At 43.8% G+C, this 24,137-nt stretch carries 19 protein-coding genes and 4 tRNA genes; 6 read left to right on the top strand and 17 right to left on the bottom strand.

The window, feature by feature from the left end; genetic code table 11:
* The first annotated feature begins 627 nt into the window (after positions 1-627).
* Positions 628-1,542, top strand: a complete 915-nt coding sequence (rarD, locus tag BM135_RS00255) for an EamA family transporter RarD (RefSeq protein WP_092516743.1) — start codon at positions 628-630, stop codon at positions 1,540-1,542.
* A 100-nt stretch (positions 1,543-1,642) separates the two neighbouring features.
* Here the strand turns inward: rarD and corA are convergent, their stop codons facing one another.
* The 7 genes from corA to lptM all read right to left on the bottom strand — a co-directional run bounded on the left by corA (position 1,643) and on the right by lptM (position 8,392).
* A complete protein-coding gene (corA, locus tag BM135_RS00250; RefSeq protein WP_092516741.1) occupies positions 1,643-2,593 on the bottom strand; it encodes a magnesium/cobalt transporter CorA in 951 nt (316 codons plus the stop codon).
* Positions 2,594-2,681: 88 nt separating this feature from the next.
* Entirely contained in the window at positions 2,682-4,847 is a 2,166-nt protein-coding gene (gene uvrD / locus BM135_RS00245; protein WP_092516739.1) for a DNA helicase II, read from the bottom strand.
* Between the two features lie 101 nt (positions 4,848-4,948).
* Complete coding sequence (gene yigB / locus BM135_RS00240) at positions 4,949-5,665, bottom strand: 5-amino-6-(5-phospho-D-ribitylamino)uracil phosphatase YigB (protein ID WP_092516737.1); 717 nt, start codon at positions 5,663-5,665, stop codon at positions 4,949-4,951.
* Positions 5,665-6,579 carry a tyrosine recombinase XerC gene (xerC, locus tag BM135_RS00235; protein WP_092516735.1) on the bottom strand — a complete coding sequence of 305 codons (915 nt, stop codon included), beginning with the start codon at positions 6,577-6,579 and terminating at the stop codon, positions 5,665-5,667. Before xerC ends, yigB begins: the two co-directional genes overlap by 1 nt.
* Positions 6,576-7,280: a DUF484 domain-containing protein gene (locus tag BM135_RS00230; protein WP_092516733.1), complete on the bottom strand. Its 705-nt coding sequence runs from the start codon at positions 7,278-7,280 to the stop codon at positions 6,576-6,578. Before BM135_RS00230 ends, xerC begins: the two co-directional genes overlap by 4 nt.
* A gap of 49 nt (positions 7,281-7,329) precedes the next feature.
* The gene (gene dapF, locus BM135_RS00225) at positions 7,330-8,154 is read right to left on the bottom strand and encodes a diaminopimelate epimerase (protein ID WP_092516731.1); all 825 of its coding nucleotides are present in this window, start codon (positions 8,152-8,154) and stop codon (positions 7,330-7,332) included.
* 40 nt (positions 8,155-8,194) lie between these two features.
* Positions 8,195-8,392 carry an LPS translocon maturation chaperone LptM gene (gene lptM / locus BM135_RS00220; protein WP_092516994.1) on the bottom strand — a complete coding sequence of 66 codons (198 nt, stop codon included), beginning with the start codon at positions 8,390-8,392 and terminating at the stop codon, positions 8,195-8,197.
* Positions 8,393-8,471: 79 nt separating this feature from the next.
* Between lptM and cyaY the strand changes: the two genes are divergently transcribed.
* On the top strand, positions 8,472-8,792 hold the full coding sequence (cyaY, locus tag BM135_RS00215; protein WP_092516729.1) for an iron donor protein CyaY: 321 nt from the start codon (positions 8,472-8,474) through the stop codon (positions 8,790-8,792).
* A 245-nt stretch (positions 8,793-9,037) separates the two neighbouring features.
* On the opposite strand, the gene BM135_RS00210 is transcribed toward cyaY, so the two are convergent.
* Positions 9,038-11,650 (bottom strand): class I adenylate cyclase, encoded by a 2,613-nt coding sequence (locus BM135_RS00210; protein ID WP_092516727.1) that lies wholly within the window; start codon positions 11,648-11,650, stop codon positions 9,038-9,040.
* A gap of 714 nt (positions 11,651-12,364) precedes the next feature.
* On the opposite strand from BM135_RS00210, the gene hemC reads away from it, so the two are divergent.
* From hemC to hemY, 4 genes are read left to right on the top strand one after another with little or no spacing between them, the layout of a single operon-like run.
* Positions 12,365-13,306 (top strand): hydroxymethylbilane synthase, encoded by a 942-nt coding sequence (gene hemC / locus BM135_RS00205; protein ID WP_092516725.1) that lies wholly within the window; start codon positions 12,365-12,367, stop codon positions 13,304-13,306.
* The gene (gene hemD, locus BM135_RS00200; RefSeq protein WP_092516723.1) at positions 13,303-14,043 is read left to right on the top strand and encodes a uroporphyrinogen-III synthase; all 741 of its coding nucleotides are present in this window, start codon (positions 13,303-13,305) and stop codon (positions 14,041-14,043) included. The genes hemC and hemD overlap by 4 nt, the downstream gene beginning before the upstream one ends.
* Positions 14,044-14,063: 20 nt before the next feature.
* Complete coding sequence (hemX, locus tag BM135_RS00195) at positions 14,064-15,281, top strand: uroporphyrinogen-III C-methyltransferase (RefSeq protein WP_092516721.1); 1,218 nt, start codon at positions 14,064-14,066, stop codon at positions 15,279-15,281.
* Positions 15,282-15,283: 2 nt separating this feature from the next.
* Complete coding sequence (gene hemY, locus BM135_RS00190; protein ID WP_092516719.1) at positions 15,284-16,489, top strand: protoheme IX biogenesis protein HemY; 1,206 nt, start codon at positions 15,284-15,286, stop codon at positions 16,487-16,489.
* Between the two features lie 776 nt (positions 16,490-17,265).
* On the opposite strand, the gene BM135_RS00185 is transcribed toward hemY, so the two are convergent.
* The 9 genes from BM135_RS00185 to wzxE form a co-directional block, all read right to left on the bottom strand.
* Positions 17,266-17,342 (bottom strand) — tRNA-Pro (locus BM135_RS00185).
* 23 nt (positions 17,343-17,365) lie between these two features.
* Positions 17,366-17,452: transfer RNA gene (locus BM135_RS00180), tRNA-Leu, on the bottom strand.
* A gap of 15 nt (positions 17,453-17,467) precedes the next feature.
* A tRNA-His gene (locus BM135_RS00175) sits at positions 17,468-17,543 on the bottom strand.
* A 106-nt stretch (positions 17,544-17,649) separates the two neighbouring features.
* Positions 17,650-17,726 (bottom strand) — tRNA-Arg (locus tag BM135_RS00170).
* 172 nt (positions 17,727-17,898) lie between these two features.
* On the bottom strand, positions 17,899-19,272 hold the full coding sequence (gene thrP, locus BM135_RS00165; protein ID WP_092516717.1) for a bifunctional threonine/serine APC transporter ThrP: 1,374 nt from the start codon (positions 19,270-19,272) through the stop codon (positions 17,899-17,901).
* 350 nt (positions 19,273-19,622) lie between these two features.
* Positions 19,623-20,360: a lipopolysaccharide N-acetylmannosaminouronosyltransferase gene (gene wecG, locus BM135_RS00160; protein WP_092516715.1), complete on the bottom strand. Its 738-nt coding sequence runs from the start codon at positions 20,358-20,360 to the stop codon at positions 19,623-19,625.
* Positions 20,347-21,774, bottom strand: a complete 1,428-nt coding sequence (gene wzyE, locus BM135_RS00155) for an ECA oligosaccharide polymerase (RefSeq protein WP_092516713.1) — start codon at positions 21,772-21,774, stop codon at positions 20,347-20,349. Before wzyE ends, wecG begins: the two co-directional genes overlap by 14 nt.
* Positions 21,771-22,889, bottom strand: coding sequence for a TDP-N-acetylfucosamine:lipid II N-acetylfucosaminyltransferase (locus BM135_RS00150; protein ID WP_092516711.1), 1,119 nt, complete (start codon positions 22,887-22,889; stop codon positions 21,771-21,773). The genes wzyE and BM135_RS00150 overlap by 4 nt, the downstream gene beginning before the upstream one ends.
* Positions 22,886-24,136 carry a lipid III flippase WzxE gene (gene wzxE, locus BM135_RS00145; RefSeq protein WP_092516709.1) on the bottom strand — a complete coding sequence of 417 codons (1,251 nt, stop codon included), beginning with the start codon at positions 24,134-24,136 and terminating at the stop codon, positions 22,886-22,888. The genes BM135_RS00150 and wzxE overlap by 4 nt, the downstream gene beginning before the upstream one ends.
* Position 24,137 lies beyond the last annotated feature (1 nt).

The raw sequence follows: 24,137 nt of genomic DNA, 5'->3' as shown, positions 1-24,137 counted from the left end.
ACTTATTCTCCGAAAGGAGAATAATCACAAATAATAATGAGTAACTCATCAAATATGTGAAAGCGTCTGAATGGACGCTTTGTTATTTCAGGAAATATTCATTTTGGTAAGGTATTCAGGTTATAGACGTTTAAAGTGAAATCCCGCCCTGAACTATTATCAAAAACCAATAACCCGGAAAATCTCGTAATATATTATTTCTAATATTAATTAATCAACCTGAGAACAGGTTATGAACCCAAGAACCAAAGCAGAACAAGAGATCCTCAAAATTAATTAATAATATTTTTGGTCATAGGACTGTTTTTGGTGCGTCAGATCAAGATGGCGCTGAACTTTACTTCAAAGAGCTTGAAAACGATTTCCCGATTTTCCAATTATCTTTCCGAGAAAGCCAAGTATAATCATGAAATTCAACTTCTAGGGCCGATCTCACCGGATAGGATACGTTTTTTGTTCCAAATAACCCTTCGAGCGAACTAAAAAGAAATTTAATTTATGACTGATGCTATTAACTACTTGTAAATCATTCATCCCAATGACACATTGTATAGGTTTATGAGCTATCATTTTATTAACAAGCTCCTCTGATTTTTTCTGAACATTCTCTAAACATCCAAGGATATTATGACTAACCAAAATACAACCCAAGGTATCCTGTATGCCTTGGGGGCTTATCTTATTTGGGGATTGGCTCCCATCTACTTCAAGGCTATACAATATGTGCCACCCGATGAAATCGTGTCACACCGCGTTATATGGTCGGCTTTCTTTATGGTACTGATGCTGATAGTGACTCGTCACTGGCGTCAGGTTTGGATTGTCGTCCGTCAACCTAAAATCCTACTGCTGTTAGGCATCACTGCCTTCACGATTACCAGTAACTGGCTAACTTATATTTGGGCGATTAATAATAACCATCTGCTTGAAGCAAGTCTGGGGTATTTTATTAACCCTCTGGTTAATGTGCTGTTTGGTATGGTTTTTCTTGGTGAGCGCTTCCGTCGTATGCAATGGATTGCCGTAGGACTGGCCTTTACTGGCGTACTGATCCAACTATGGCACTTTGGCTCTGTACCGGTGGTTGGTTTGTATTTATCGATGACATTTGCCGTCTATGGGTTGATCCGCAAAAAACTGGGAGTGGATGCACAAACAGGTATGTTGATTGAGACAGTCTGGGTGTTTCCCGTCGCTCTGATTTACCTGCTGTTCTTCACCCATAGCCCGACAAGCAATATGCTGGATAATGCGTACTCTTTGAACCTTATGCTGATTGCTGCCGGTATTATTACAACTGTGCCATTGTTGCTCTTTACCGCCGCAGCCGCGCATTTGCGATTGTCCACACTGGGCTTTTTTCAGTACCTTGGCCCAACGTTGATGTTCTTGCTGGCAACACTGGTTTATGGCGAAGAAATAGGCCCTGATCGTTTGATCACGTTTGGCTTTATCTGGGCTGCATTGATTCTGTTTACGCTGGATGCGCTTTATACTCAGCGCCACTTGCGTAAAACAGTTAAACACCCTGAAAAGAAATAAGTCGCTATCATATATTTGAACTGACCCAAAACATTATTAGTAAATCGGGTCAGTTTTTCCGTTAAATCGTGCGTGGTTTTATTGATAACTGATGAAATGACTACAGCCAGTTTTTCCGCTTGAAGTAGAGATAAGGAGCCAAACCCGCTGCTATCATCAATCCAATGGCCGCAGGATAGCCGAATGTCCAGTCCAATTCCGGCATAAATTTGAAGTTCATGCCATAGCTGGACGCTACCAACGTCGGTGGCAGGAATACCACAGAAACAACGGAGAATATTTTGATAATGCGGCTTTGTTCAATATTGATGAAGCCCATCGCCGCCTGCATCAAGAAGTTCACTTTCTGGAACAGAGATTCATTGTGCGGCAGCAAGGATTCAATATCCCTCAGGATTTCACGGGCCTGTTCCAATTGATTGGCAGGCAAGCGGGCACGGCGCACAAGGAAGTTCAAAGCACGTTGGCTATCCATCAAACACAAGCGGACTTTCCAGCCAATATCTTCCTGCTCCGCAAGGTTAGACAAAGCAGAATCAAACTCATCTCCCTGTTTGCCTTTCATTATGACCCGACTCAGGGATTCCAGCACGCTGTAGATGTTTTCAATGACATCAGCCAATTGCTCAATTTTAGTTTCAAACAAGTCCAGCAGCAGTTCATAGGCATTCCCGTCAGCCATCGTCTGGTTACGGGAGCGCATTCGATATAATCGAAATGCAGGGAGTTCACGCTCTCGCAATGTGTAGAGACGACCGTCACGGATGGTAAATGCGACTGTCGAGTTGCCAGCATGGTCTTCGGCATCTTCAAAGTAGAAGAATGAGTGGACATGCATACCATCTTCATCTTCAAAAAAACGTGCCGATGCCTCAATGTCATCCAATTCAGTGCGGGTCGCCAAGACTTGTCCCAGCTCATTCTGGACACGGAGGCAATCATTATCCCCCAGACCAACTAAATCTACCCACATGGAGTCAGATAACTTATCACCTTCTTCAAGTTCAAGACGGAGCAGGCGATTATTCTCTAATTTAAATGCGTTCAGCATGTACCATAAGTCTCCTTATACTCCCTACGTTTATCGTAAGGCGCGAATGTTACGCCCAGAAGAAAAAGCCTGTCAACATTCGACCGGATTATTGGCCCGTTTCAAGTCTGGCATAAGCGGCCACCAGCCACTTAACGCCTTCATCTTGAAACGCAATTTGCAAACGGCAATGCTCCCCACTGCCTTCTATATTGATAATCGTCCCTTCACCAAATTTGGGATGGCGTACACGCTGCCCAAGTGCGTAACCACTATCGTTGGTGCTGATAGGCGTGCCCAGCCGTTTGTGATTGATAGAACGGGATACCGTTGCTCGCAAGCGAACTTCTGCCACACATTCCGTCGGTAGTTCCCCAATAAAACGAGATGGACGGTGATTCACTTCCTTGCCATATAAACGACGGCTTTCGGCATAAGTCAGCGTCAGTTTTTCCATCGCTCTGGTAACTCCAACATAGGCCAAGCGCCGCTCTTCTTCCAACCGACCGCTTTCATCAATGGACATCTGACTCGGAAACATGCCCTCTTCCATGCCCACAATAAAGACTTGCGGGAATTCCAGACCTTTCGCTGAATGCAGTGTCATTAATTGCACGGCATCCTGATAAGGATCCGCCTGCCCTTCCCCTGATTCAAGCGCAGCATGGGAAAGAAAAGCTTGCAATGGCAACAGGTTTTCGTCTTCATCCTGATAGCTGAATTGGCGGGTTGCTGTGACTAATTCTTCAAGGTTTTCGATACGCGCCTGTGCCTTTTCGCCTTTTTCCTGTTGATACATCGCCCATAAGCCAGAATCACGGATAATGCGATCGGTCTGCACATGCAATGGCATTTCCTGCGTTTCCATTTCCAGCGCTTCAATTAATTCAATGAAGCGCTGCAATGCAGATGCCGCACGACCAGCCAATACTTTTTCCTGTATCAATAACAGGCTACTTTCCCACAAGGTTTTTTGCTGATCACGCGCCATTTGGCGCACAACATCAAGTGTTCTGTCACCAATACCGCGTGTAGGTGTATTCACCACGCGTTCAAAGGCAGTATCATCGTGACGGTTTGTCACCAAGCGAAGGTAGGACAAGGCATCTTTGATTTCCTGACGTTCGAAGAAACGCTGGCCACCATAAATGCGGTAAGGCATGGAAACCTGTAACAAGGCTTCTTCCAAGACTCGAGACTGGGCATTGCTTCGATACAGGATCGCACACTCTTTCAGTGCGCCGCCATTATCCAGCCAATGCTTGATACGACCGACAACATAACGGGATTCATCCAGTTCATTGAAGGCGCAGTAAAGTGAAATCGGCTCTCCTTCACTCCCTTCTGTCCACAAATTTTTGCCCAAACGATCACTGTTATGGGCAATCAGGGCATTTGCAGCCTTGAGGATATTGCTGGTCGAACGATAATTCTGTTCCAGACGGATTGTCTCCGCTCCCGGAAAATCCTTGAGAAAGCGCTGGATATTTTCTACCTGCGCACCACGCCAGCCATAAATGGACTGATCATCATCCCCAACAATCATGACCCTGCCATTCTCGCCAGCCAGAAGGTGAATCCAAGCGTATTGAATACTGTTAGTGTCCTGAAATTCATCCACCAGAATATTAGTGAAGCGTTCACGATAATGTTGCAGGATCTGTGGCTTGTTCAGCCAAAGTTCATGGGCACGTAGCAACAATTCGGCAAAATCCACCAACCCGGCTCGATCACACGCCTCCTGATAGGCCTGATAGATTTTCAGCCACGTCGCTTCAACCGGATTGCCATAACTTTCAATGTGCTGTGGACGTAAACCTTCATCTTTTTTGCCATTGATGTACCACATCCCCTGACGAGCCGGCCACTGTTTGTCATCCAGATTCATCGCTTTGACGATGCGTTTGATGAGACGGTGCTGATCTTCGCTATCAAGGATCTGAAAATCCTGCGGTAAATTGGCATCAAGGTGATGGGCACGCAACAAGCGGTGGGCAAGACTGTGGAACGTACCGATCCACATTCCGCCCTGACTGGTTCCAATCAGGCTTTCAATTCGATGCCGCATCTCAGCAGCAGCTTTATTGGTAAACGTGACCGCCATGATAGAAAACGGAGAGGCATTTTCAACTGACAGTAACCAAGCGATCCGGTGAACCAGCACGCGCGTTTTACCACTACCAGCACCAGCCAGCACCAGCATGTTACTGCGGGATGCTACGACTGCTTCGCGTTGTTTATCATTGAGGCTTTCGAGCAGATAAGAAACGTCCATAATTACCATCAGTTGTTAGCAATGACTTATTTTTATTCATCATCATCTTGTTGGATAAAAAACAAGCAAATCGTCTTTTTTACACAGATTACAAGCTGAAATTATATCAGTGCTATCAAAGAAGCCAAATCAGAAATCTCAACATGTGGTACCAGACGTCCTTCAGGCTCCTGCATCAAGTCTTTATTTTCGATGTTAAGCCAACAAGCCTGCATACCGCTGCAAAGTGCCCCTTCTACATCCGTATTCAGGTTATCCCCCACATGCAGGATCTGATTTATGGGCAGATTCAGCCGCTCAGCCGCCAAGTGGTACATATCAGGCCAAGGCTTGGAACGCCCATTAATCCCCGCTTTCAAAATAAACTCAAAATAAGGAGCAAGCCCACATGCGGCAGGTTCAGCGTTTCCATTAGTAATCGCCACCAACGGCATTTTTTCGGCCAATACGGTTAAAGCCTTATGGGTAGATTCTGGAACCGCGATTTGGTTACGCCAGTACGTAAAGCAAGACATAAGTTCATCCGTGCCACGTACTGTCTCTTCATGATTGAAACCGTGGTGGGTAAACATGAGTTCTGCGGACTGTCGGCGCCATAATGTGACATCATGGTAAATATCCGGCTCCCGTTCAAGGACGGTCTGACGGTATAAATGCAGATCTTCATGTCCAAAGTGATCGAACCTGGCATCGTACTGCCTGATAAAGCACAATACTTCTTTTTCGGTTCTATCGATTACAGGATAATTATCGTAAAGCGTATCATCCAGATCGAATGTCATCGCAGTAAACGGCGCGAGAGGCCGATAAAAACGCATTATGATTTCCCTCGTTTGGCTCTGGGGTGAGCCACATCATAGACTTTGGTCAAGTGTTGAAAATCCAAATGGGTATAGATCTGGGTCGTCGACAGATTCGCATGGCCAAGCAATTCCTGTACTGCACGTAGATCACCGCTGGATTCAAGAATATGTGTGGCAAAAGAGTGACGCAATTTATGGGGATTAATGTGGCTGCTAACGCCTTGCCGAATCCCCCACTGTTCAAATCGTTTCTGTACGTTACGGGTAGAGATACGTTTCCCGCTCTTGGTGGAAATGAAAACCGCATCATTTTCCGGCTCAAACAATTCCCGCATTTCCAACCAACGCCGGAGCCATTCCTGAGCCATGCGACCGAATGGTACCTTGCGCTCTTTGCTCCCCTTACCATGTACCCAGACTTCACCACCCTCCAAATCCAAGTGGCGACAATCAAGGCCCACCAGCTCAGACAAACGTAAACCCGCTCCGTACATAACTTCCAGCATGGTTCTATCGCGCACGGACAGAGGATCATTCAAATTAATATTGAGCAACTGGCTAACTTCGTCCACATCCATATTTTTAGGTAAGTGGCGTTTCTTACGGGGAGCACTGACTGTTTTAGCAGGATTGGCATCCAATTTATTTTGCATCACCATCCAGTCAAGAAAGCTACGCAAAGAAGAAAGGCGCAAGGCAAGGCTGGCGGACTGCAACCCAGCACGACGACTCTGGGAGGCAAACATTCTGACTTTCGCGGGATCTAACGCCTGCCACTCACATATTTCCATCTCCAGTGACATTTTCGCCAACACTGCCAAATGACGTCGATAGTTCGTGATCGTGACGGGACTTAAACGCCGCTCAACCCGCAAATAGTGTAAAAAGTCTTCCACAGGCGCTAGCAGTAAATCAATCGGCTGAGTCATGCGCGTTCAATCCAACGGGACAATAAACCCGGCAACAGCTTGGCTAACTGGTCGAGAATGTCAGTACCCATGTCTTCATGATAATGCTGTTTATCATGGCTATTGAAAATCACCATGCCCAAATCCCCTTGCGATCCTAAAAGGGATATCGCCACTGAGCCAACATGGCGTGCTTGTGGCATTAACAATAAAATCTCTGGGCCGTGCAATCGACCAAGATAATGATTTTTTTCACCAAAGCGCTTAATGCGGACGGATTCAAAGGCATAACGGGAAATAGCCAGCTCCGGCGAATTCAGTGGTGCGCCAAGATGCCATTTATCACTGAACAACCGAATATAACTGTTACTCAATCCAAGTGTTTTTGACCATGAACTCAGGCAGGAAAGAAAGTCCTGCAAACTCTTGACACCAGAGAGATCTGACAGCAATTGCAATAAGCTGCTGAACAGCACTTCATTCTGTTTCGCCTGCCCAACCAAATAGTTTAGATCGTCTTCTAAATAACAGATGCGATTCCTCTGGCGGTTCATATGCCATTCCATCAAGGAGACACACTCCCTCACCGGATGGGGAACCCTGATCTTATCGACCATATTGGCATTACGGATAAAAAAATCTGGATTATTCAACAAATAATCCACTACCGCTTGGTCATTCAATCTGTTTTCGATGTGCAATGGATCGTTTTTTTCATCCATTTTCCAATGCCCTATATTTTCAAGAGTGACTCAGTAAACACAGAATCCATCACAAATGAATCGTACCATCATAAACGTGGCTTGCAGGCCCAGTCATTAAAAGTGGTTTGCCCGATCCATCCCAGCGAATTTGCAATGTCCCCCCCGGAAGATCAACCCGAACCTGATTATCCAGCAAATTCTGCTGAACACCAACGGCTACTGCGGCACATGCGCCACTGCCACAGGCCAGTGTTTCACCTGCACCACGCTCAAAGACACGCAATCGAATATGTCCCCGATTCATTACTTGCATGAAACCAATATTGGCCCGTTCAGGAAAACGCTCATGGCTTTCCAACACTGGTCCCAATACTTCCACTTCGGCAGTGTCTACATCTTCAACCTGTATGACACAGTGAGGGTTTCCCATTGACACAACACCACAAAGCACCGTACGTTCGATGGCACGGATAATGTAGGTTTTCTCAGCCTTATTGGCACGAAAGGGAACTCGCTGCGGCTCAAAATCCGGCTCTCCCATGTTCACACAGACTTGATCATCATTTGTGATGCTCAATATCATTCGACCTGCCTGCGTACTGACCTTAATATCACGTTTATTAGTCAGCCCCTTGAGACGGACAAAACGGGCAAAGCAACGCGCTCCATTGCCACACTGGGAAACCTCACTGCCATCAGCATTAAAAATGCGGTAGTGAAAGTCTAAGTCAGGATCATAGGGTGCTTCAACAATCAAGAGTTGATCAAAACCTACCCCAGTATTCCGGTTAGCCAGACGGCAAATTAACTCTGGAGAAAAATAAACATTTTGGGTCACTGCATCAACAACCATAAAGTCATTGCCAAGACCATGCATTTTGGAGAATTGCATATACGACTCCAAGAGAAATCATATTACCGAATCACTATCATTATGCATCCATTGATATATTGTCTTTTAATAAACTATTTTTTGACAATTTTTCTGGCTGCGCCTTATCCGCTTTGTGCATAGGTGTCTGTGTCGCAGATGTTTCCACAGGGGGAAAATAGAGAGGTCCTTTCAAGCCACAACCTGACAGAGAAAGTAATGTTATGATAACCAGTGACCAATGGAATTGTTTTTTCATCATATTAATGCCTGTGATTCATGCGCCAATACTCTCTATAATCGCAGCTAGGCCCTGAAAAGCAAATAGGAAAATAAACATGAACGACAGCGAATTTCATCAATTGGCCGATCAATTGATGCTTTATCTTGAAGAGCGACTGGATAATTACAATGGGGATTCGGATATTGACTATGAAACAAACGGTGGGGTGATGACGCTGAGTTTTGAAAACGGCAGCAAAATCATTATCAACCGCCAAGAGCCTTTCCATCAGATATGGCTGGCAACCAAAAGTGGTGGTTACCATTTTGATTATCGGGATAGCCAGTGGATTTGTGACCGCAGTGGTAATGATTTTCTTTCCATGCTGGCACAAGCCATTACTGAACAGAGCGGTGAGCCATACCAGTTTTCGTGATTATCTTTCACACACCTTATAAAAACAATTACCCAGTAGAAACAAGCGCCTAATAAAATAGGCGCTGAAAGTGCTGGAAATAATAGCTAAAGAGGGGAAAATATGGCATTGTGAATTATGCAGATAAAGACTACGAAATAGATCAGGAAATTATTGCCCAAATTAACAATATTGCCCTTATTATGTAAATCCGCATGATAATAAAATAAGCGCTCAGGTTAACTTGATGGATAGAATCACTTTTATCAATAATGATATAGCGAGCGATAAGACGCATGCGCCCCGCATGTTTCATTAAATTGCCCATCAACATCGAGCCTGACGTCATTCGTTTCTAGATCATCTAATGGGAACACGCTATCTATAAATGGAGCGACATGAGTGCGTTCACCTTTCTTAACGATTTGATAGAATTGCGGTAGGTTGAAGTTGATAAAACTGGAGCCATAAGTAAAACGATCATGCGATGATGAATAAAAACGGCTGATATCCCGCACTAATTCTTCTTTACTACCTTCACAGTGGGAATAAATTTCCACCCGGTTTGATTCATCAAGAATATAAATATTGAATCCTTGTTCCTCTTCGATATTCTCAAAAAAAAACTGAATCATTCCCTCACAGGCAAAGCCGTCTATTACAGGCGGTAAGTGTTTTTCTTTGTTATCAATTTTAACAGGCAAACCATGCAATTTGGTATTTGAAATCGCGCCATAGAATTCCACTGCATTTTCCAATTTGTGTACCGAAACATTTAGCCGTTCGAAGAATAGCCCCCATGTTTGTCCTGAAATTCGTAACGCTTTGAAACGATTTGGATCTTGTCGGTTGCTGGACAGGCGTAACTCTATACATTCCGAAACTAATTGCTGGATACGTGTACGAATCAACCCACGCAAATGTTCACTATAACAAAATACTTCAACGTCAGATGGTGGTGCTGCATCTTGATGCATTTTACCCAATATGGTCTTTAATGCTTCCAATACTGATTGTTCACCACTGAAATGCAAGGTTCTTACTTCATTCCATGAATTGCGATAAAGCAAATCAATGCTACCTACCAGACATTGCTGCGACTCACCAAAGCTGAAAACATTGAGGTTTCTTAAATCAAAATGCACAACTTGATCGGAAAATGTAGTTGTTGGATCTTGCTCTAAATTAACAATGATCGCCAAATGGCGGATTTCACAAGGGCTGTATAACGCTTTTGGTGTGGGAGCAGGTAAACGGATCGGGAAATGAGTCGCAATGTCATCCACCAAATCACACAGTTTCTGCCTGTCACACTGAGATTTCCCGTGATGCATATGAAGCCGAGTTTCTTTGGTCAGCAACCCATTGAAATAAGTCCAGGAAACTAATTTATTCAGATAACGATTGTATTCCAACGGTTGGTGACCTGCGATTGACTCGATCGTTGGGGCATGGTTGTAAAGATACCAACCACTGCGGTTTACCCGCCCCGGAGGAACATAAATAAAGGTCAGATCCTTTTCTGATAAATCAGGTGATATCTGAGGATTCACCAGAGTCACTTTACCGGGCAATGCTTCAAAAGCCGCATACAATTTACGGGTCAATACACCAATATCTTGCGGACTGGCACTCACACTTAAATTATTACGGCGGGCAAAGCGGATTAGGTTACGATAACTCTGCATCATGGTATCAAGCAATTCATTATGGGCATCACGCACCTGCTCAATTTTCCATGAGTTACGATTATCCAGCATGGCCAGCTTACTGTCATCCCAGCCCCATTCACGCACCAACTGGGATATAACCTGACGGCGCCATCCTGTACAGCCTTTGTCATCTTGGCTTTCCAGTAATTTTTCGCACACCTTCAGATAAAAACAACGACGCGCCAAATCAAGGCGCGTGAGATCGTTCGTGGCAGTAAGATAACGAGTTACACGCTCCAGCATCATGCTATAGGCATCAAGGCCAAAGGAAACAATCGAGCCATCATGAAAATACTGCTTCATTTCCATCGCCAGAAGTTTTCCATTGGGATATTCCCATGAATAAGCTTCCAACAGCAGGCTTTTCAATACTGCCTTATAAGGAGAGTCCACGCTCTTGTAAAGCTGCCAGAGACTCGCCCCAAAATATTCTTCTGCGGACAATTCGCCCAAGCCACCCAAATCCAACCATTCATTTGGCGTCAATACACCTTGGGCATAGAGAGAAAGGACATATTCATCGTAATGCGCTTCCTCTTCCACTGGAACCATTGTCCATAGCAAGCGTTTACCCGCCATACAGACCGCTGTGCGATAAAATTCATCAAGCAGAAGGATATGTTGGGTAGAACCGCAGTCTTCACCATTCAAACTACCGCAGGCATTATGTCGAAAACGGTTTTCATCAATCAGAAAAAAAGTAACCTCAATTCCCAGCGAGGATGCCCACTCTTCTATCAAGGCGCATTTTTGTTCCAGCAAGGCTTTCTCATCGCTATCCAACCAAGATTGATGACAAACCCAGATATCCACGTCAGAAGAACAACTTTGCCCGATAGAAGAGGTACTCCCCATGGAGTAAATCCCTGTAATCGGCAATTCACCATTGGGTGTATGTGAAGGTACATCTGGCAAGGCATCAATAAGCTGACTGTCCAGTGCATTAATCCAAAACTGTTGTGATTCATCAGGCATAAAAAAGCAAACGCCATAAGGAACACCGTTTTTGATATAGCCTGGCATCATTGAATGATGATAATGTAATAATACTGGAATTAAACTATAAACCTGCTTGAAAGCGTCCCCCATTAAGCTAGTGGCGCGTTCTAATCTAAGTTGGTTAATTGCATCCAGTCGCTGCTTCAGCGTTTCAATATAGAGATACAAGAGTTTCGCCTGATATCAGTTCCAGTGCCTAAAGTAGTCCCCTGTTTCCGATCATGCGTGGTATTACAAGATTATTTAAAATAATTTTTACAAACTTATTGTCGGAAACGTGATCAATTTAACACCTTGCAGTCAAAGCGTAAAGTACGCATTAACATCTTTTTCCTTACCCTGCAATAGCCAAAGCATGTTTAACTCTTTGTAAAAGATTAAGTTAATCACAAAAATAGACATAATAATATGTTTTAAGAATAACTATTATAGTTGATTATTTTTTTCATATCGTAGATGTAAAGAATTGAAAATACACCAGTCTTCCATAATTATTTCAATCTAATAATATTTTATTATTGTTAAATATTTTCACTACTTTTTATCAGTAAGCTAACCATAAATATCAATTTGCTTTTAAATCAATCTATTTGTTTATTTTCTCCATTTAAATAAAATATTATTTTAATATTTAAAAATTATTTTTATTTTATAACCTGTATATCCATATACTATTTCGAGTTTTTTGGTTTTTTCGTAACTGGAAAAAAAATCATTGAAATGTTAAAACTGACACCATTTCTCGCTAATTGGTGACTAACCAGTAGTTAAAAGCTATCACTCCTAATCAACTTCAAGTTGCCTAGCAGGCAATAAAACAAAAAATTGAAAGGGAAAGAGTTAAAAACCATTAGTTAATACGACTATTCAATATACTTATCCATGACAATGAAAATCATTCGCATCGCTACCCGCCAAAGCCCATTGGCTATGTGGCAAGCGCAATATGTTCAAAAACAACTGAAACACTTTCATCCAGACCTGCAAGTGGAGCTGGTTCCAATGGTTACACGCGGCGATATCATCCTCGATACGCCATTGGCAAAAGTGGGAGGCAAGGGGCTATTTGTGAAGGAATTGGAGCTGGCTCTGCTGGAAAAGCGAGCTGATATCGCCGTCCACTCCATGAAAGATGTTCCCGTCGAATTTCCTGATGGTTTGGGGTTGGTCACAATCTGCGAACGGGATGATCCACGGGATGCTTTTGTTTCAGTAGAATACGCCTCGCTCGATGACCTACCCGCAGGCAGTGTTGTTGGTACATCCAGTTTACGCCGCCAATGCCAAATTCGTCAGCTATATCCCGATCTTGTGGTTCGTGACTTGCGCGGTAATGTCGGTACCCGTCTGAGCAAGCTCGATAATGGCGATTATGATGCCATTATTCTTGCAACTGCTGGCCTGAAACGGCTCGGGTTGGAAGAACGCATCCGTATGCCATTAGAACCGGAATTATTGCTGCCAGCCGTCGGTCAAGGGGCGGTAGGTATTGAGTGTCGGCTTGACGATTATCAAACCCGTGAGCTGCTGTCTCCCTTGAACCATGCAAGAACAGAAGTCTGCGTTCTCGCTGAACGAGCCATGAATACCCGTCTTGAAGGAGGCTGTCAGGTACCGATTGGCAGTTATGCCATCTGGCAGGAAGACAACATTTGGCTACGCGCACTGGTTGGCGCTCCTGATGGCACGGTGATCGTGCGTGGTGAAAGAATGGTATCACCAAAAGAGGCTTGCCAAGCTGGTATTGAATTGGCGGAAGAATTATTGGAGAAAGGCGCACGCCAGATTCTGGCTAGCGTATACCAGAGGAATTCGCCGGAATGAGCATTTTGATCACCCGCCCTGCCCCCGCAGGAGAGGAATTGGTCAAGCGGCTGCGAGCTATTGGTAAATCAGCCTTCAGCGCCCCCCTCATCGAAATTCATCCGGGGGCAGATTTGCCATTACTGTCACAAAAACTGCAACGGCTAACCGCGGGAGATCTGGTTTTTCTATTATCAAAAAATGCCGTCCATTATGCGAATAAGCAACTTATTCAAGAAGGCCAATTATGGCCTGATCAGCTATCTTATTATGGTATCGGTAAATCAACTTCCCTGATGTTTCACCAATACACAGGGCTGGAAATCCTCTACTCTAAGCAAGGTGAAACCAGTGAAGATCTACTGCAACTCCCCACGTTACAGAAAATGAGCAATAAAAAGATTTTATTGCTCCGAGGTAACGGGGGCCGCGAAGTCATTGCCTCGACATTAAGGATTCGGAAAGGTGAAGTAGATTATTGTGAATGTTATTCACGCCAACCAGTCAAATATGATGCAGCCGATTTCAGCCGTCACTGGCAACAATGTGATATAAAAACCATCGTTGTAACAAGTGGCGAAATGCTGCAACTGTTATATAACTTAGTAACTGATAGCGATGGAAAAGCGTGGTTATTGGGTTGCAACCTGATTGTGGTCAGCGAGCGCCTTGCTAATATCGCCCAGACATTGGGCTGGCAAACAATAAAAGTAGCTAAGAGTGCAGATAATGACGCCTTAATTCAGGCGCTGGAATAAATTAATATGGGATGTCCATTATGACGGAACAAAAGCAATCCACTGATGCTGTTGAGACGAAACACCCTCAACAGCCTGCAACTCCTTCCCACAAACCCAAGAGTTATGGATGGGTGGGCAATACGCTCTCAATTGCCATTTCACTGGTGATAGGTGTTGGTGTTCTTTATATTTATTATCATGGTCAACAGCAAAATGCGGAATTAAGGGCTGAAAATATCGCTCTTCAACAAGAAGTTGCCTCTCTGACACAACAGCAATCTGCCGATAAACAAAGTCTTGATGCCAAATTCCAAAATATAGAGGCTTCCTTACAACAAGTCAGCTCACAAGGCCAACAGCTAGATAGCCGCATGTCTGATCTTCAAAACCGTATTTCAGCATTTTCAAATACTGATATCGAAAACTGGCGACTGGCACAGGCAAGCTCTCTCGTTAAGATGGCTGGCCGCAAAGTATGGAGTGAACAGGATATCACCACTGCCATCGCATTGCTGAAAGATGCTGATCAGAACCTCGCTGAAATGGATGATCCTAGTCTGCGCTATGCCCGTGAAGCTATCATGACTGATATCGATTCTCTGACCAAAATCAAACAAATTGATTTAGATGGCATTATCCTGACGCTGAATCAGCTATCAAACCAAATCGATAACTTGCACCTCGCCAATAAAGCAGAACAAGCCACATCGGAGAAGGCAAACAATCATGAAATCACGGCTTCACTCTCTGATTGGCGTCAAAACTTAAGCAATAGCTGGCACAGTTTTATGGATAATTTCATTACCATTACCCCTCGTGATAACAGCAAAGAGCCGCTGTTGGCACCCAATCAGGGCGTTTACCTTCGCGAGAACATTCGCTCAAAACTGCTGATTGCTGCGCAGGCGGTTCCGCGCCATCAGGTTAAAATTTATCAGGGCGCATTAGCAGATGTTCAATCTTGGGTGCAGGCTTATTTTGATACCTCTAATCCGGATGCAGAAAACTTTTTAAAAAATGTTGGTTCACTGCAAAAGAGACCCCTTTCGATTGATGTTCCTGAACAATTGAGCAGCCAGCCAATATTGGCAGAGCTAGTACGTAAACGTATCTACAATTTACCGCATTCCGGCCAGTCATCTAATTCCAAGCAATCTCAAACTGGCACCCAACCAGAAACACAGCCTGAAGCTCAATCACTATCTACGACAACAGGCACAGCCGAACAGTCAAAAACACCCGCTGAGGAGATCTGAACATGCTAAAAGTATTATTGCTGTTCATTGTCCTTATTGTAGGGATCGTACTCGGCCCCTTGATGGCAGGCCACCAAGGCTACGTTTTGATCCAGACGGATAAAAATAACATCACTACCAGTATTACCGGTCTGGTAATCATCTTCCTTCTGCTGCAATTCCTGCTGATTTTCATCGGTTGGTGTTATCGTCGGTTAAAACGTACCAGTACATTCACTCATAGTTGGATCTTTGGCGGATATAAACGCAATCGTGCTCGTTCACAGACTAAACAAGCATTGCTGAAGCTGGCTGAAGGAGATTTCAAGCAAGTTGAGCGCCTGATGACCCGCAACGCTAACTATGCAGAATATCCTGTCGTGAATTATTTGCTGGCAGCCGAAGCCGCTCAGCGACGCGGCGATTATTTCCACACTAACCAATATATTGAACAAGCAGCCAAAGTTGCTGATAAGGACCTGCTACCCGTTGATATTACCCGCGTCCGTATCCAATTGGCTCAAGGTGAAATTTATGCCGCACGCAATGGAGTGGATAAACTACTGGGTCATGCTCCTCGTCACCCTGAAGTGCTGCGATTAGCTGAACAGGCTTATTCTCTTTCAGGTGATTATCAATCTCTGATTGATATCTTACCTTCTATGCTGAAAGTTAATCTGCACGATGAAGAAGAAATCCTTAAATTGCGTCAGCAAGCCTATATCGGATTAATGAATCAAGTTATAGCAGAGAAAGGCAACGCTGGGCTAAAAGTATGGTGGAAAGATCAAAGCCACAAGATTCGCAATGATATTGTGCTGCAAGTCGCAATGGCCGAGCATTTGATTGAATGTGATGATCACGGGGCTGCCCAGCAAATCATTTTAAATGGTTTAAAACAGCAGTACGACGAACGTTTCCTGCTATTAATTCCACATCTTAAGACAAGTGATTATGAAGCCATACAAAAAATGCTTTCTCAGCTATTAAAGCAACACGGTGCAACTCCATTGCTCAATAGTACGCTGGGACAGGTTGCCTTGCGCCATGGTGAATGGGCGAACGCTGAATCGGCATTTAAAGCTGCTCTTGTGCAGCGACCGGATGCCCATGATTATGCATGGCTTGCCGATGCATTGGACAGATTACAAAAACGTGAAGAAGCCAACCAAACCCGTAGCAAAGGCTTTATGCTGACCTTAAAGCGTGATAATGCCACCGAAGCATAAAAGCACATAACTTCATACCTCAGTTAACGATGATATATGTACGCCATTGAATCGTTAACTGAGACGCATCATATAAAATATCAACTTTTCTATAGATAAAAAAAACACCTATCAAAAAAGACAGGTGTATAAATACAATCAGGTCTACAGACGGATAGTGCCTCACTCAACGTTGTGTCCGGTTTGCGATGAAAAGACAGTGATACTTACTCATCTATAACGTGGACCATAGGCACTGACAATCAGCTCTACATCATCCCTGGGTTTATGAAGTCATACACTGTCATAATGAGTGGGATGAGTATCTACAATTTTAATAATGCATTTTTCATGCCAATTTTTTTGATTAGATTAAACTTCCCTTCCCTAAAGTTTAACTGACTTTCCATAATAGATTGTCTAACTTTCACCAAATATCGGCAAAAATACCGTCTCTCATTTGAGACGCTCTTAGAGCCTCTTATATATAGATATTATAAATCATATGCTTAAATGTCTCCTTTTTGAGACGTCAAGGAATATGATTTGTCGTTGATATACAACATCAATATAAAATTTCATTTAAAACATAAAGTTAACTCTCTAACAAAGGCGATAACATTCGATTTTATGTTAAAAAACCAACCAGAAATTAAAAAGAAATAAAAAGGAAATTTTTTATCAGCAGGGAAAGTAGAGAGAAGAAAAAAGTAAGAAGAATAAGAAGAAAAAGTGGAAAGAAATTAGCAAAAACCTAAAAAGAGAAAACCCCGCTATTGCGGGGTTTTCTCAGAATCTGGTCGGCGAGAGAGGATTCGAACCTCCGACCCACTGGTCCCAAACCAGTTGCGCTACCAAGCTGCGCTACTCGCCGAAATATACCTTTAACCTCTTTTATGGTGCGAAGGGGGGGACTTGAACCCCCACGTCCGTAAGGACACTAACACCTGAAGCTAGCGCGTCTACCAATTCCGCCACCCTCGCGTTTCATAAAAAAGATGGGGTGGCTAACGAGACTCGAACTCGCGACGACTGGAATCACAATCCAGGGCTCTACCAACTGAGCTATAGCCACCATAACAGCTATCTTTTTACATACTGCTATGTTTTACAAAAATGATATTTTACAACAATGCCATTGACCACGATAACTCATTGTCACTGCTCTTGCACGCTTTAAATGGCGCGCCCGACAGGATTCGAACCTGAGACCTCTGCCTCCGGAGGGCAGCGCTCTATCCAGCTGAGCTACGGGCGCTTAACGCCGTTGCGGTGGAGGATAGTACGGATTTAAGGTCGTACTGTCCAGTGCTTTTTTAAAAGAAATGATGCGTTTGATTATGCTTTACTCATTTAGTTGATAAAGACAGCACATTTCCACCGCAATACTGCAACAAATAGTTTCATTGATTAAATATCAGACAATAAAACTAGATTGATTTTTTTTGCGAAAACAATTTATTCAACCAATAAATTGATGACACGATCAGCAAAAATGCTCCCCCTACTATTAGTGAAAAGCGTGTGTCTGGGTTAATTGCCATCCCCACCAATACACAGCAGAGGAAAATCAATGTCAGGTAATTGATATATGGGAACAAGATCGACTTAAACCGATGCTGCTTCAGTGCTTCCTCATGGTGCTTACGAAAATTCAACTGACTGACCAGAATCACAAACCACGGTACCATGCCGGGCAATACACTGGCACTATAAACGTAAACAAATACTGCTTTCGGATTTGGTATCAGATAATTCAGGCTGGAACCCGCAATCAAACAACCAATGGTAATTGCAATACATCTTACTGGTACACCATTTTTCGATAACTTCAGCAATGAAGCAGGCAATTGACGATTCTGCGCCAAGGCATACAGCATTCTGCCACCGCTGTACATGCCACTATTGCATCCTGAAAGCGCAGCAGTCAGCACAACAAAGTTAATCACCGCAGCCGCAGAAACAATGCCAACTTTAGCAAAAATCATCACAAACGGGCTGCCATGTGTTCCTATTTCTGTCCACGGGAACAACGTCACAACAATAAAAATGGCACCAACATAAAAAATCAGAATACGCCACAAAATATTGTTGATCGCTTTTTTGAGGGTAACTTGTGGATTTTTCGCTTCACCAGCTGTAATGCCAACCAGCTCTACCCCTTGATAAGAAGCCACAACAATACAGAGGGCAAATAAAAAGCCTTTCCATCCACCAGAAAAGAAACCGCCATGTGAGGTCAGGTTATCCAAACCAATAGGTTGCCAGTCGTTGCCCAAGCCGAAGAAAATCAAGCCGATACCAATCAGAATCATCACAATAATCGTTGTGACTTTAATCATGGCAAACCAAAACTCCAACTCACCATACAGCCTTACCGCAGCCAAATTAGCCAAGGCAACTAACCCAACCGCGACCAGTGCTGGAATCCATTGAGGTAATTCAGGGAACCAAAATTCAGCATAAACACCCACGGCAGTGATCTCTGAGATTCCCACGGAAACCCACATGAACCAGTAACCCCATGCTGTTAGATATCCCCAATACGGGCTTAGGTACTTATGTCCAAAAGCAGCAAATGAACCCGTTACAGGTTCAAGAAACAACATTTCTCCCATGGAACGCATGATGAAAAAGACAAAAAGCCCAGCAATAATGTAAGCCAGCAACACAGAAGGACCGGCCCATTTCAAAGTGCTGGCTGAACCCATGAACAACCCTACGCCGATTGTGCCACCCAGCGCAATCAGCTCAATATGACGTGCCTCAAGTCCCCTTTGCAGGCTCTGTTTTGAATCACTCATAAAACTCCCTATCCACTTTTATGATGTTTATATTTACAAACAGAAAAAATACAGGAATTGATAATCAATCGTTGTAAAAAAGGCTGGGATCAAAACACGTTTTGCCAATCAGTGAAATAAAAAATTATAAAATTGAGTTGATGTCTGTTTTATTGAACATCACAGTTGAAGAAAACAACCTCACCATGACTATTTTTTAAGCACAATAAAACTGCCAGCTATCTATCAGGCATGAAAATCTATTAGACGTGCATAAGAAAGGAGATAAACCCGCTGCACATAAATAACATGTGTTCAATGCAGCAGGTAAACGCAGCAGGTACAAGTATAAGACAGAAGCGTTACCGAGATTACAGTTTGTCACCGTAATAGTAGCCAAGAAATTTCAATAGCCTGATCTGTCTACGAATGCGGCTTGGCTGAGAAAGTAAGCGATACAACCACTCTAAACCTAGATTCTGCCAGACTTTCGGTGCACGTTTAACTTGCCCGATAAAGACATCATAAGTTCCTCCAACACCCATATACAATGCATCTGGATGAACTTTACGGCAATCGCGCATAAAGATTTCCTGTTTGGGAGATCCCATTGCGATAGTAATAATTTCAGCACCACTGGCATGAATCCGCTCAAACACTTCATCACGCGTTTCTGGCATAAAATACCCATCTTGACTGCCCACGATATTGACGTTCCACTGGGTACGCAATTTGTTCTCTGTCTGTGCCAAGACGTCAGGTTTCCCTCCTATCAAAAAGACAGACGTACCTTCACGTCCAGCCCGTTCCATAAGGACTTCCCATAAATCAGCACCCGCAATACGTGCCACATCCGTATCAGGGTATTTACGGCGAATGGCACGTACGATACTGATGCCATCCGCGTACAAATATTCAGCCTCATCCAGCAACACATTCAGCGCATTGTCTTTTTCTGCCGTGAGCACTTTTTCTGCGTTAATTGCGACCAATGTACCTGTTTTTACCCGCCCATTCTGGAAAAGATGGTCGAGGAAATGCGACATACCACGGAATCCCCAGATATTGAGGCCACGAATGCAGTACTTGGGAATGTTATTCAACGCCATTTTTTTTCCTTACATCCAAAATAACAGATGTTTTTCGCGCAGTAGCCAAATTACTGACCACAAGCTTTCGAATCAGCCCGGCACTTTCAAATAACCAATACAACAATTTCGCCGCGACCAGACACAAGCCAAAAACAATACAAAAGAACACGACCCGAGAAACAAAAGAATCAACACCTTCACGAGCGAGTACAATCATGTTAAAAATTGCGCCGAAACAGAAAGCCTGCAAAATTGCTGCCTTATAGCAATTGGTTTCCTGTTTTCCTATTTCATAAACCCAATCAAACCATTTGATAATAAAACCGACGGCTATCGCGCCCAAAGGAATAAAGAATACACCCCCCATAACGACTAGAGAACCAATCAATGTTGGCGAAATCGCAAGGCCAGAGTGGTTATTCAATACATCCCACGTGAAATAGTTAGCTGTATTCCAGACCAGATTGGGCCTGTCCGGCCATACCCAACTGGGGATAAAAACATAAAAATCACGGATAATCGGAGCCAATCCCTGAAAATCAATTTTGCTGTAATTATCCAGCAACAGAGCCAAATTTTCCCACGGTGAGAAAGTATCCCGCGTGAGATACAAGAACGTATAGAATGCTTCCGCTCCGCTCACATCCAAGCTGTAACGCTTTAAAGCCAGCCAGAACATACCGACTATTCCCATCACACCGGCAGTAAACAACATCCACAGTGTGATCCAGCCACGGACAATCCCGATAAACAGAAACAATGCAAACGCAATAATAATATTAGCTCGTGTTCCCCCAACTATCACATAAGTCAGGATACCAAACCCGACTGTCCCCACCAAAAAGCACAGCCATCGTACTTTGGTCGGTTTCAAGAAAAAGACCACCAACATGGCAGGGATGAAAAAATAAAAAAATCGCTTGAGCGCTACACCGGAAACTTTACTGGAAAATATCTGACTATAGGACTGTAATTTAAACAACAAGAAGCCGTTCTGCATAAAGAACGAACCTACCGTAACGATAGCAATACCAGCGAGCAGCAACCACGCCAGATTCGTTTCCACTCGGTTCATGGTGAATAAAGGCTTACGCGGCGAAGTCATCATTAAGGTTTCAGGTTTTATACTATCGCTGGGCCGCGTTTTATAAGTAAGGCGTGTTTTATAAGCCACATAGTAAATGGCATAAAAACAGCCAGATGCCAATATTGCATGCAGTAATGAATCTACAGGCACAACCTGCACATCAAACTGAAATACCAGCAGGCTGGTCAATGGAAAGCCAAAATAGAATGTCAGCAAGTACAACATTGAGAAAAAAACATTAAAGTTAAAACGGACACGCCGAAACTCTTGATACGTCAAAGTCAGGATAAAAACCAGTGAGAGCACATAAGCAACGAAAAGCCCACCGAATTGTGTCAAGGTCATTGATACTCTCCAGATGCATCCGATAGGGCAATTTTCCACCCTTCAATGAAATTAGGATCAAAAAAAGCGATCGTCTTTTTATCGAGGGATAGCATCTGGCGCTGTGCTTCCTGCACCCAGTGTTTATTGAGTTCATCACCTTCAAACAGAACAGGGATCTGCTGTTCTGTTAAATCATGCCAAAATGGATTTTGGCGGCTCAGAACAAACGGAATAGCAAATTGAACCAACAGACAAAGTGTGCCAATACCCTGTTGACGTTTGAAAATGAAATACCCTAAATCACATTGACGCAATAGTGATAAGTATTCATCAAATGCTAATTTATCTTTCAAAATACGGACGTTTTGCACTGGAAACAACGACAATGCAGTCTGCTCTACACTCTGAATATAGGCTTGATTATTATCAGGATAGCCCATTGGAATAATCACTATCGCCTCATCGCCAAACTGGCGGTGGATCTTATGTAAAGCTTCAATATGGCGATTGGATTGATCCCCTGAATTCCCCAATAGGATGGTAATTCCTTCCGATGACCATGTTTTCTCCGTGACCGTCAACGCAGGATCCATCCGGATCGGAAAATAGAGTAATGATGATGGCACATCAAGCTTGCCCTGATTTGAACGCGGGACACAACGTCGGGTGCAATTCTGGAAAAAGTACCGGAGATCGCCGCTCGTGGCAAAAATATGCCCTACCCGTTTCTGTGCCAATCGACGAAGCAGGTAGAACAAACGGAATTTCAGTTGACGGGATTCTTCATATAAATCAGCCCCCCAAACATGCCACAAAAATTGATGTCGCTTGATTTTTCCCACTAATAAAGCCAACCATAAAGCCGCATTAAACTGCCCGTGGAAAAAAAAACGAACCGTTCTGTCAGCCTTTGCTTTCTCTATCACCACCTGTGATAAGTCAGATTTGCTGTGATAAAGAGAAATAGCCAGATTAGGGTAATTCGATAGCCATGTGTGGTCTTTGGACACCACCATAAAACACGGTTTGGCGGGAAAATGTATTTCCTGTGCCAAGACGTCATTAAAGAAACGCAGTAACGTTTGATTGTGATGTGGGATATCCGATCCCAAAACGTGAATTAGGGTTGTCATGCTCGCCTGCGATAAATAATAAATACGCTACAACAAAGAATGAAATAAACAATGTAAGTTGCCATATATGACTGAACTGCCCCCAAGGCTCCATTTTCTGGTATCAGCCAATGAGAGAAACCCGTCAGTAAAAGAAATTGGCTCATTTCGGTCAATACATAAAAACGCAGTGCAGCTTTTGCTATCACTAGATAACCAAAAACATAAGCGCCAACTTTCAACACGTCGCCCACTAACTGCCACACAAACAGCTCCCGCATAGCGATGAATTTGTCTGAAAACAACAGCCAAATAACAAAATCACGCAACAGCCAGACAGAAAAGCTGGCAACAGCCACAGTAGGCAAGACAAATTTCAGTGCCTTTATAATTTCGTTGGTAATATCTCGCTTACTCTCCAAACGAGAAAGAGTCGGCAATAGATAGACAGTGAAGGAAGCGGTAATAAATTGTAAATAAGCATCCGAAATACTGTTCGCTCCCTGCCAAATCCCAACTTCTTCCCAGCTATAACGCGCTGCCAGCAAATTTCGCATTATGATATAAGCGACGGGCAATGTAATGGAGGTCAGCAACGCCATAAGGGTAAATTTGCCCAGATCGCTGGCAATCGCACGATCCCACATAGGCTTCAGGGCAGAAAATGTGATGGCCTTATGATGCAGTATTATCAACCCAGCAGGTAAAACCACTAATGCAGGCACCAGTGCCAAACCTGCCAATGCGCCTTCGTAGCCTCCCAGCCAATAACAAAAACCATAGGCAATTACGCCCGTCAGGCTCCCTAAAATAATTGCCAACGCATTTCCCTTAGCATCCCTGAACCCTTTCAGGATAGCCAGAAAATAGTTGGCATAAGCGATGCCCATTTGAATAAATGCGAGCATCTGCACAACAGTTTTGTAACGGTTGTGACCAAACAGGCCAATACTAATGGCTTCACTGAACAAGAGGAAAATGACTGCCAGTAAGGTCGAGAAACCGAGAATCATAGAGGACGATGTGCCCAATATCGCCCTGAGCCTTTCCGGGTGCTGGTGGTGTTCCGCCACGTATTTAGTGATGCCATTAAAAATACCCGCACCAGAGAGCACACCCAGTACAGTAATGAGTTGGCGGAAATTACCTGCTTGCCCAACACCAGTTGGGCCAAAAGACACCGCCAGAAGTTTAATGACCAACAACCCCACACCGATTTTGATCAGTGTGGAGCTTGCCGTCCAAACAGAAGCTTTGGCAAGTGACATG

The organism is Xenorhabdus japonica (assembly GCF_900115195.1).
Taxonomy (GTDB): domain Bacteria; phylum Pseudomonadota; class Gammaproteobacteria; order Enterobacterales; family Enterobacteriaceae; genus Xenorhabdus; species Xenorhabdus japonica.
Note: the sequence above shows the minus strand (reverse complement) of the source record. Positions and strands in the feature narration are given on the sequence as shown.

Excerpts from the sequence above, each read along its gene's own strand:
- wzyE (WP_092516713.1), bottom strand. The coding sequence starts at position 21,774 with ATGACCTTGACACAATTCGGTGGGCTTTTCGTTGCTTATGTGCTCTCA.
- uvrD (WP_092516739.1), bottom strand. The coding sequence starts at position 4,847 with ATGGACGTTTCTTATCTGCTCGAAAGCCTCAATGATAAACAACGCGAA.
- lptM (WP_092516994.1), bottom strand. The coding sequence starts at position 8,392 with ATGAAAAAACAATTCCATTGGTCACTGGTTATCATAACATTACTTTCT.
- cyaY (WP_092516729.1), top strand. The coding sequence starts at position 8,472 with ATGAACGACAGCGAATTTCATCAATTGGCCGATCAATTGATGCTTTAT.
- xerC (WP_092516735.1), bottom strand. The coding sequence starts at position 6,579 with ATGACTCAGCCGATTGATTTACTGCTAGCGCCTGTGGAAGACTTTTTA.
- hemY (WP_092516719.1), top strand. The coding sequence starts at position 15,284 with ATGCTAAAAGTATTATTGCTGTTCATTGTCCTTATTGTAGGGATCGTA.
- yigB (WP_092516737.1), bottom strand. The coding sequence starts at position 5,665 with ATGCGTTTTTATCGGCCTCTCGCGCCGTTTACTGCGATGACATTCGAT.
- wzxE (WP_092516709.1), bottom strand. The coding sequence starts at position 24,136 with ATGTCACTTGCCAAAGCTTCTGTTTGGACGGCAAGCTCCACACTGATC.
- BM135_RS00150 (WP_092516711.1), bottom strand. The coding sequence starts at position 22,889 with ATGACAACCCTAATTCACGTTTTGGGATCGGATATCCCACATCACAAT.
- wecG (WP_092516715.1), bottom strand. The coding sequence starts at position 20,360 with ATGGCGTTGAATAACATTCCCAAGTACTGCATTCGTGGCCTCAATATC.
- BM135_RS00230 (WP_092516733.1), bottom strand. The coding sequence starts at position 7,280 with ATGGATGAAAAAAACGATCCATTGCACATCGAAAACAGATTGAATGAC.
- hemX (WP_092516721.1), top strand. The coding sequence starts at position 14,064 with ATGACGGAACAAAAGCAATCCACTGATGCTGTTGAGACGAAACACCCT.
- thrP (WP_092516717.1), bottom strand. The coding sequence starts at position 19,272 with ATGAGTGATTCAAAACAGAGCCTGCAAAGGGGACTTGAGGCACGTCAT.
- corA (WP_092516741.1), bottom strand. The coding sequence starts at position 2,593 with ATGCTGAACGCATTTAAATTAGAGAATAATCGCCTGCTCCGTCTTGAA.
- hemC (WP_092516725.1), top strand. The coding sequence starts at position 12,365 with ATGACAATGAAAATCATTCGCATCGCTACCCGCCAAAGCCCATTGGCT.
- rarD (WP_092516743.1), top strand. The coding sequence starts at position 628 with ATGACTAACCAAAATACAACCCAAGGTATCCTGTATGCCTTGGGGGCT.
- dapF (WP_092516731.1), bottom strand. The coding sequence starts at position 8,154 with ATGCAATTCTCCAAAATGCATGGTCTTGGCAATGACTTTATGGTTGTT.
- hemD (WP_092516723.1), top strand. The coding sequence starts at position 13,303 with ATGAGCATTTTGATCACCCGCCCTGCCCCCGCAGGAGAGGAATTGGTC.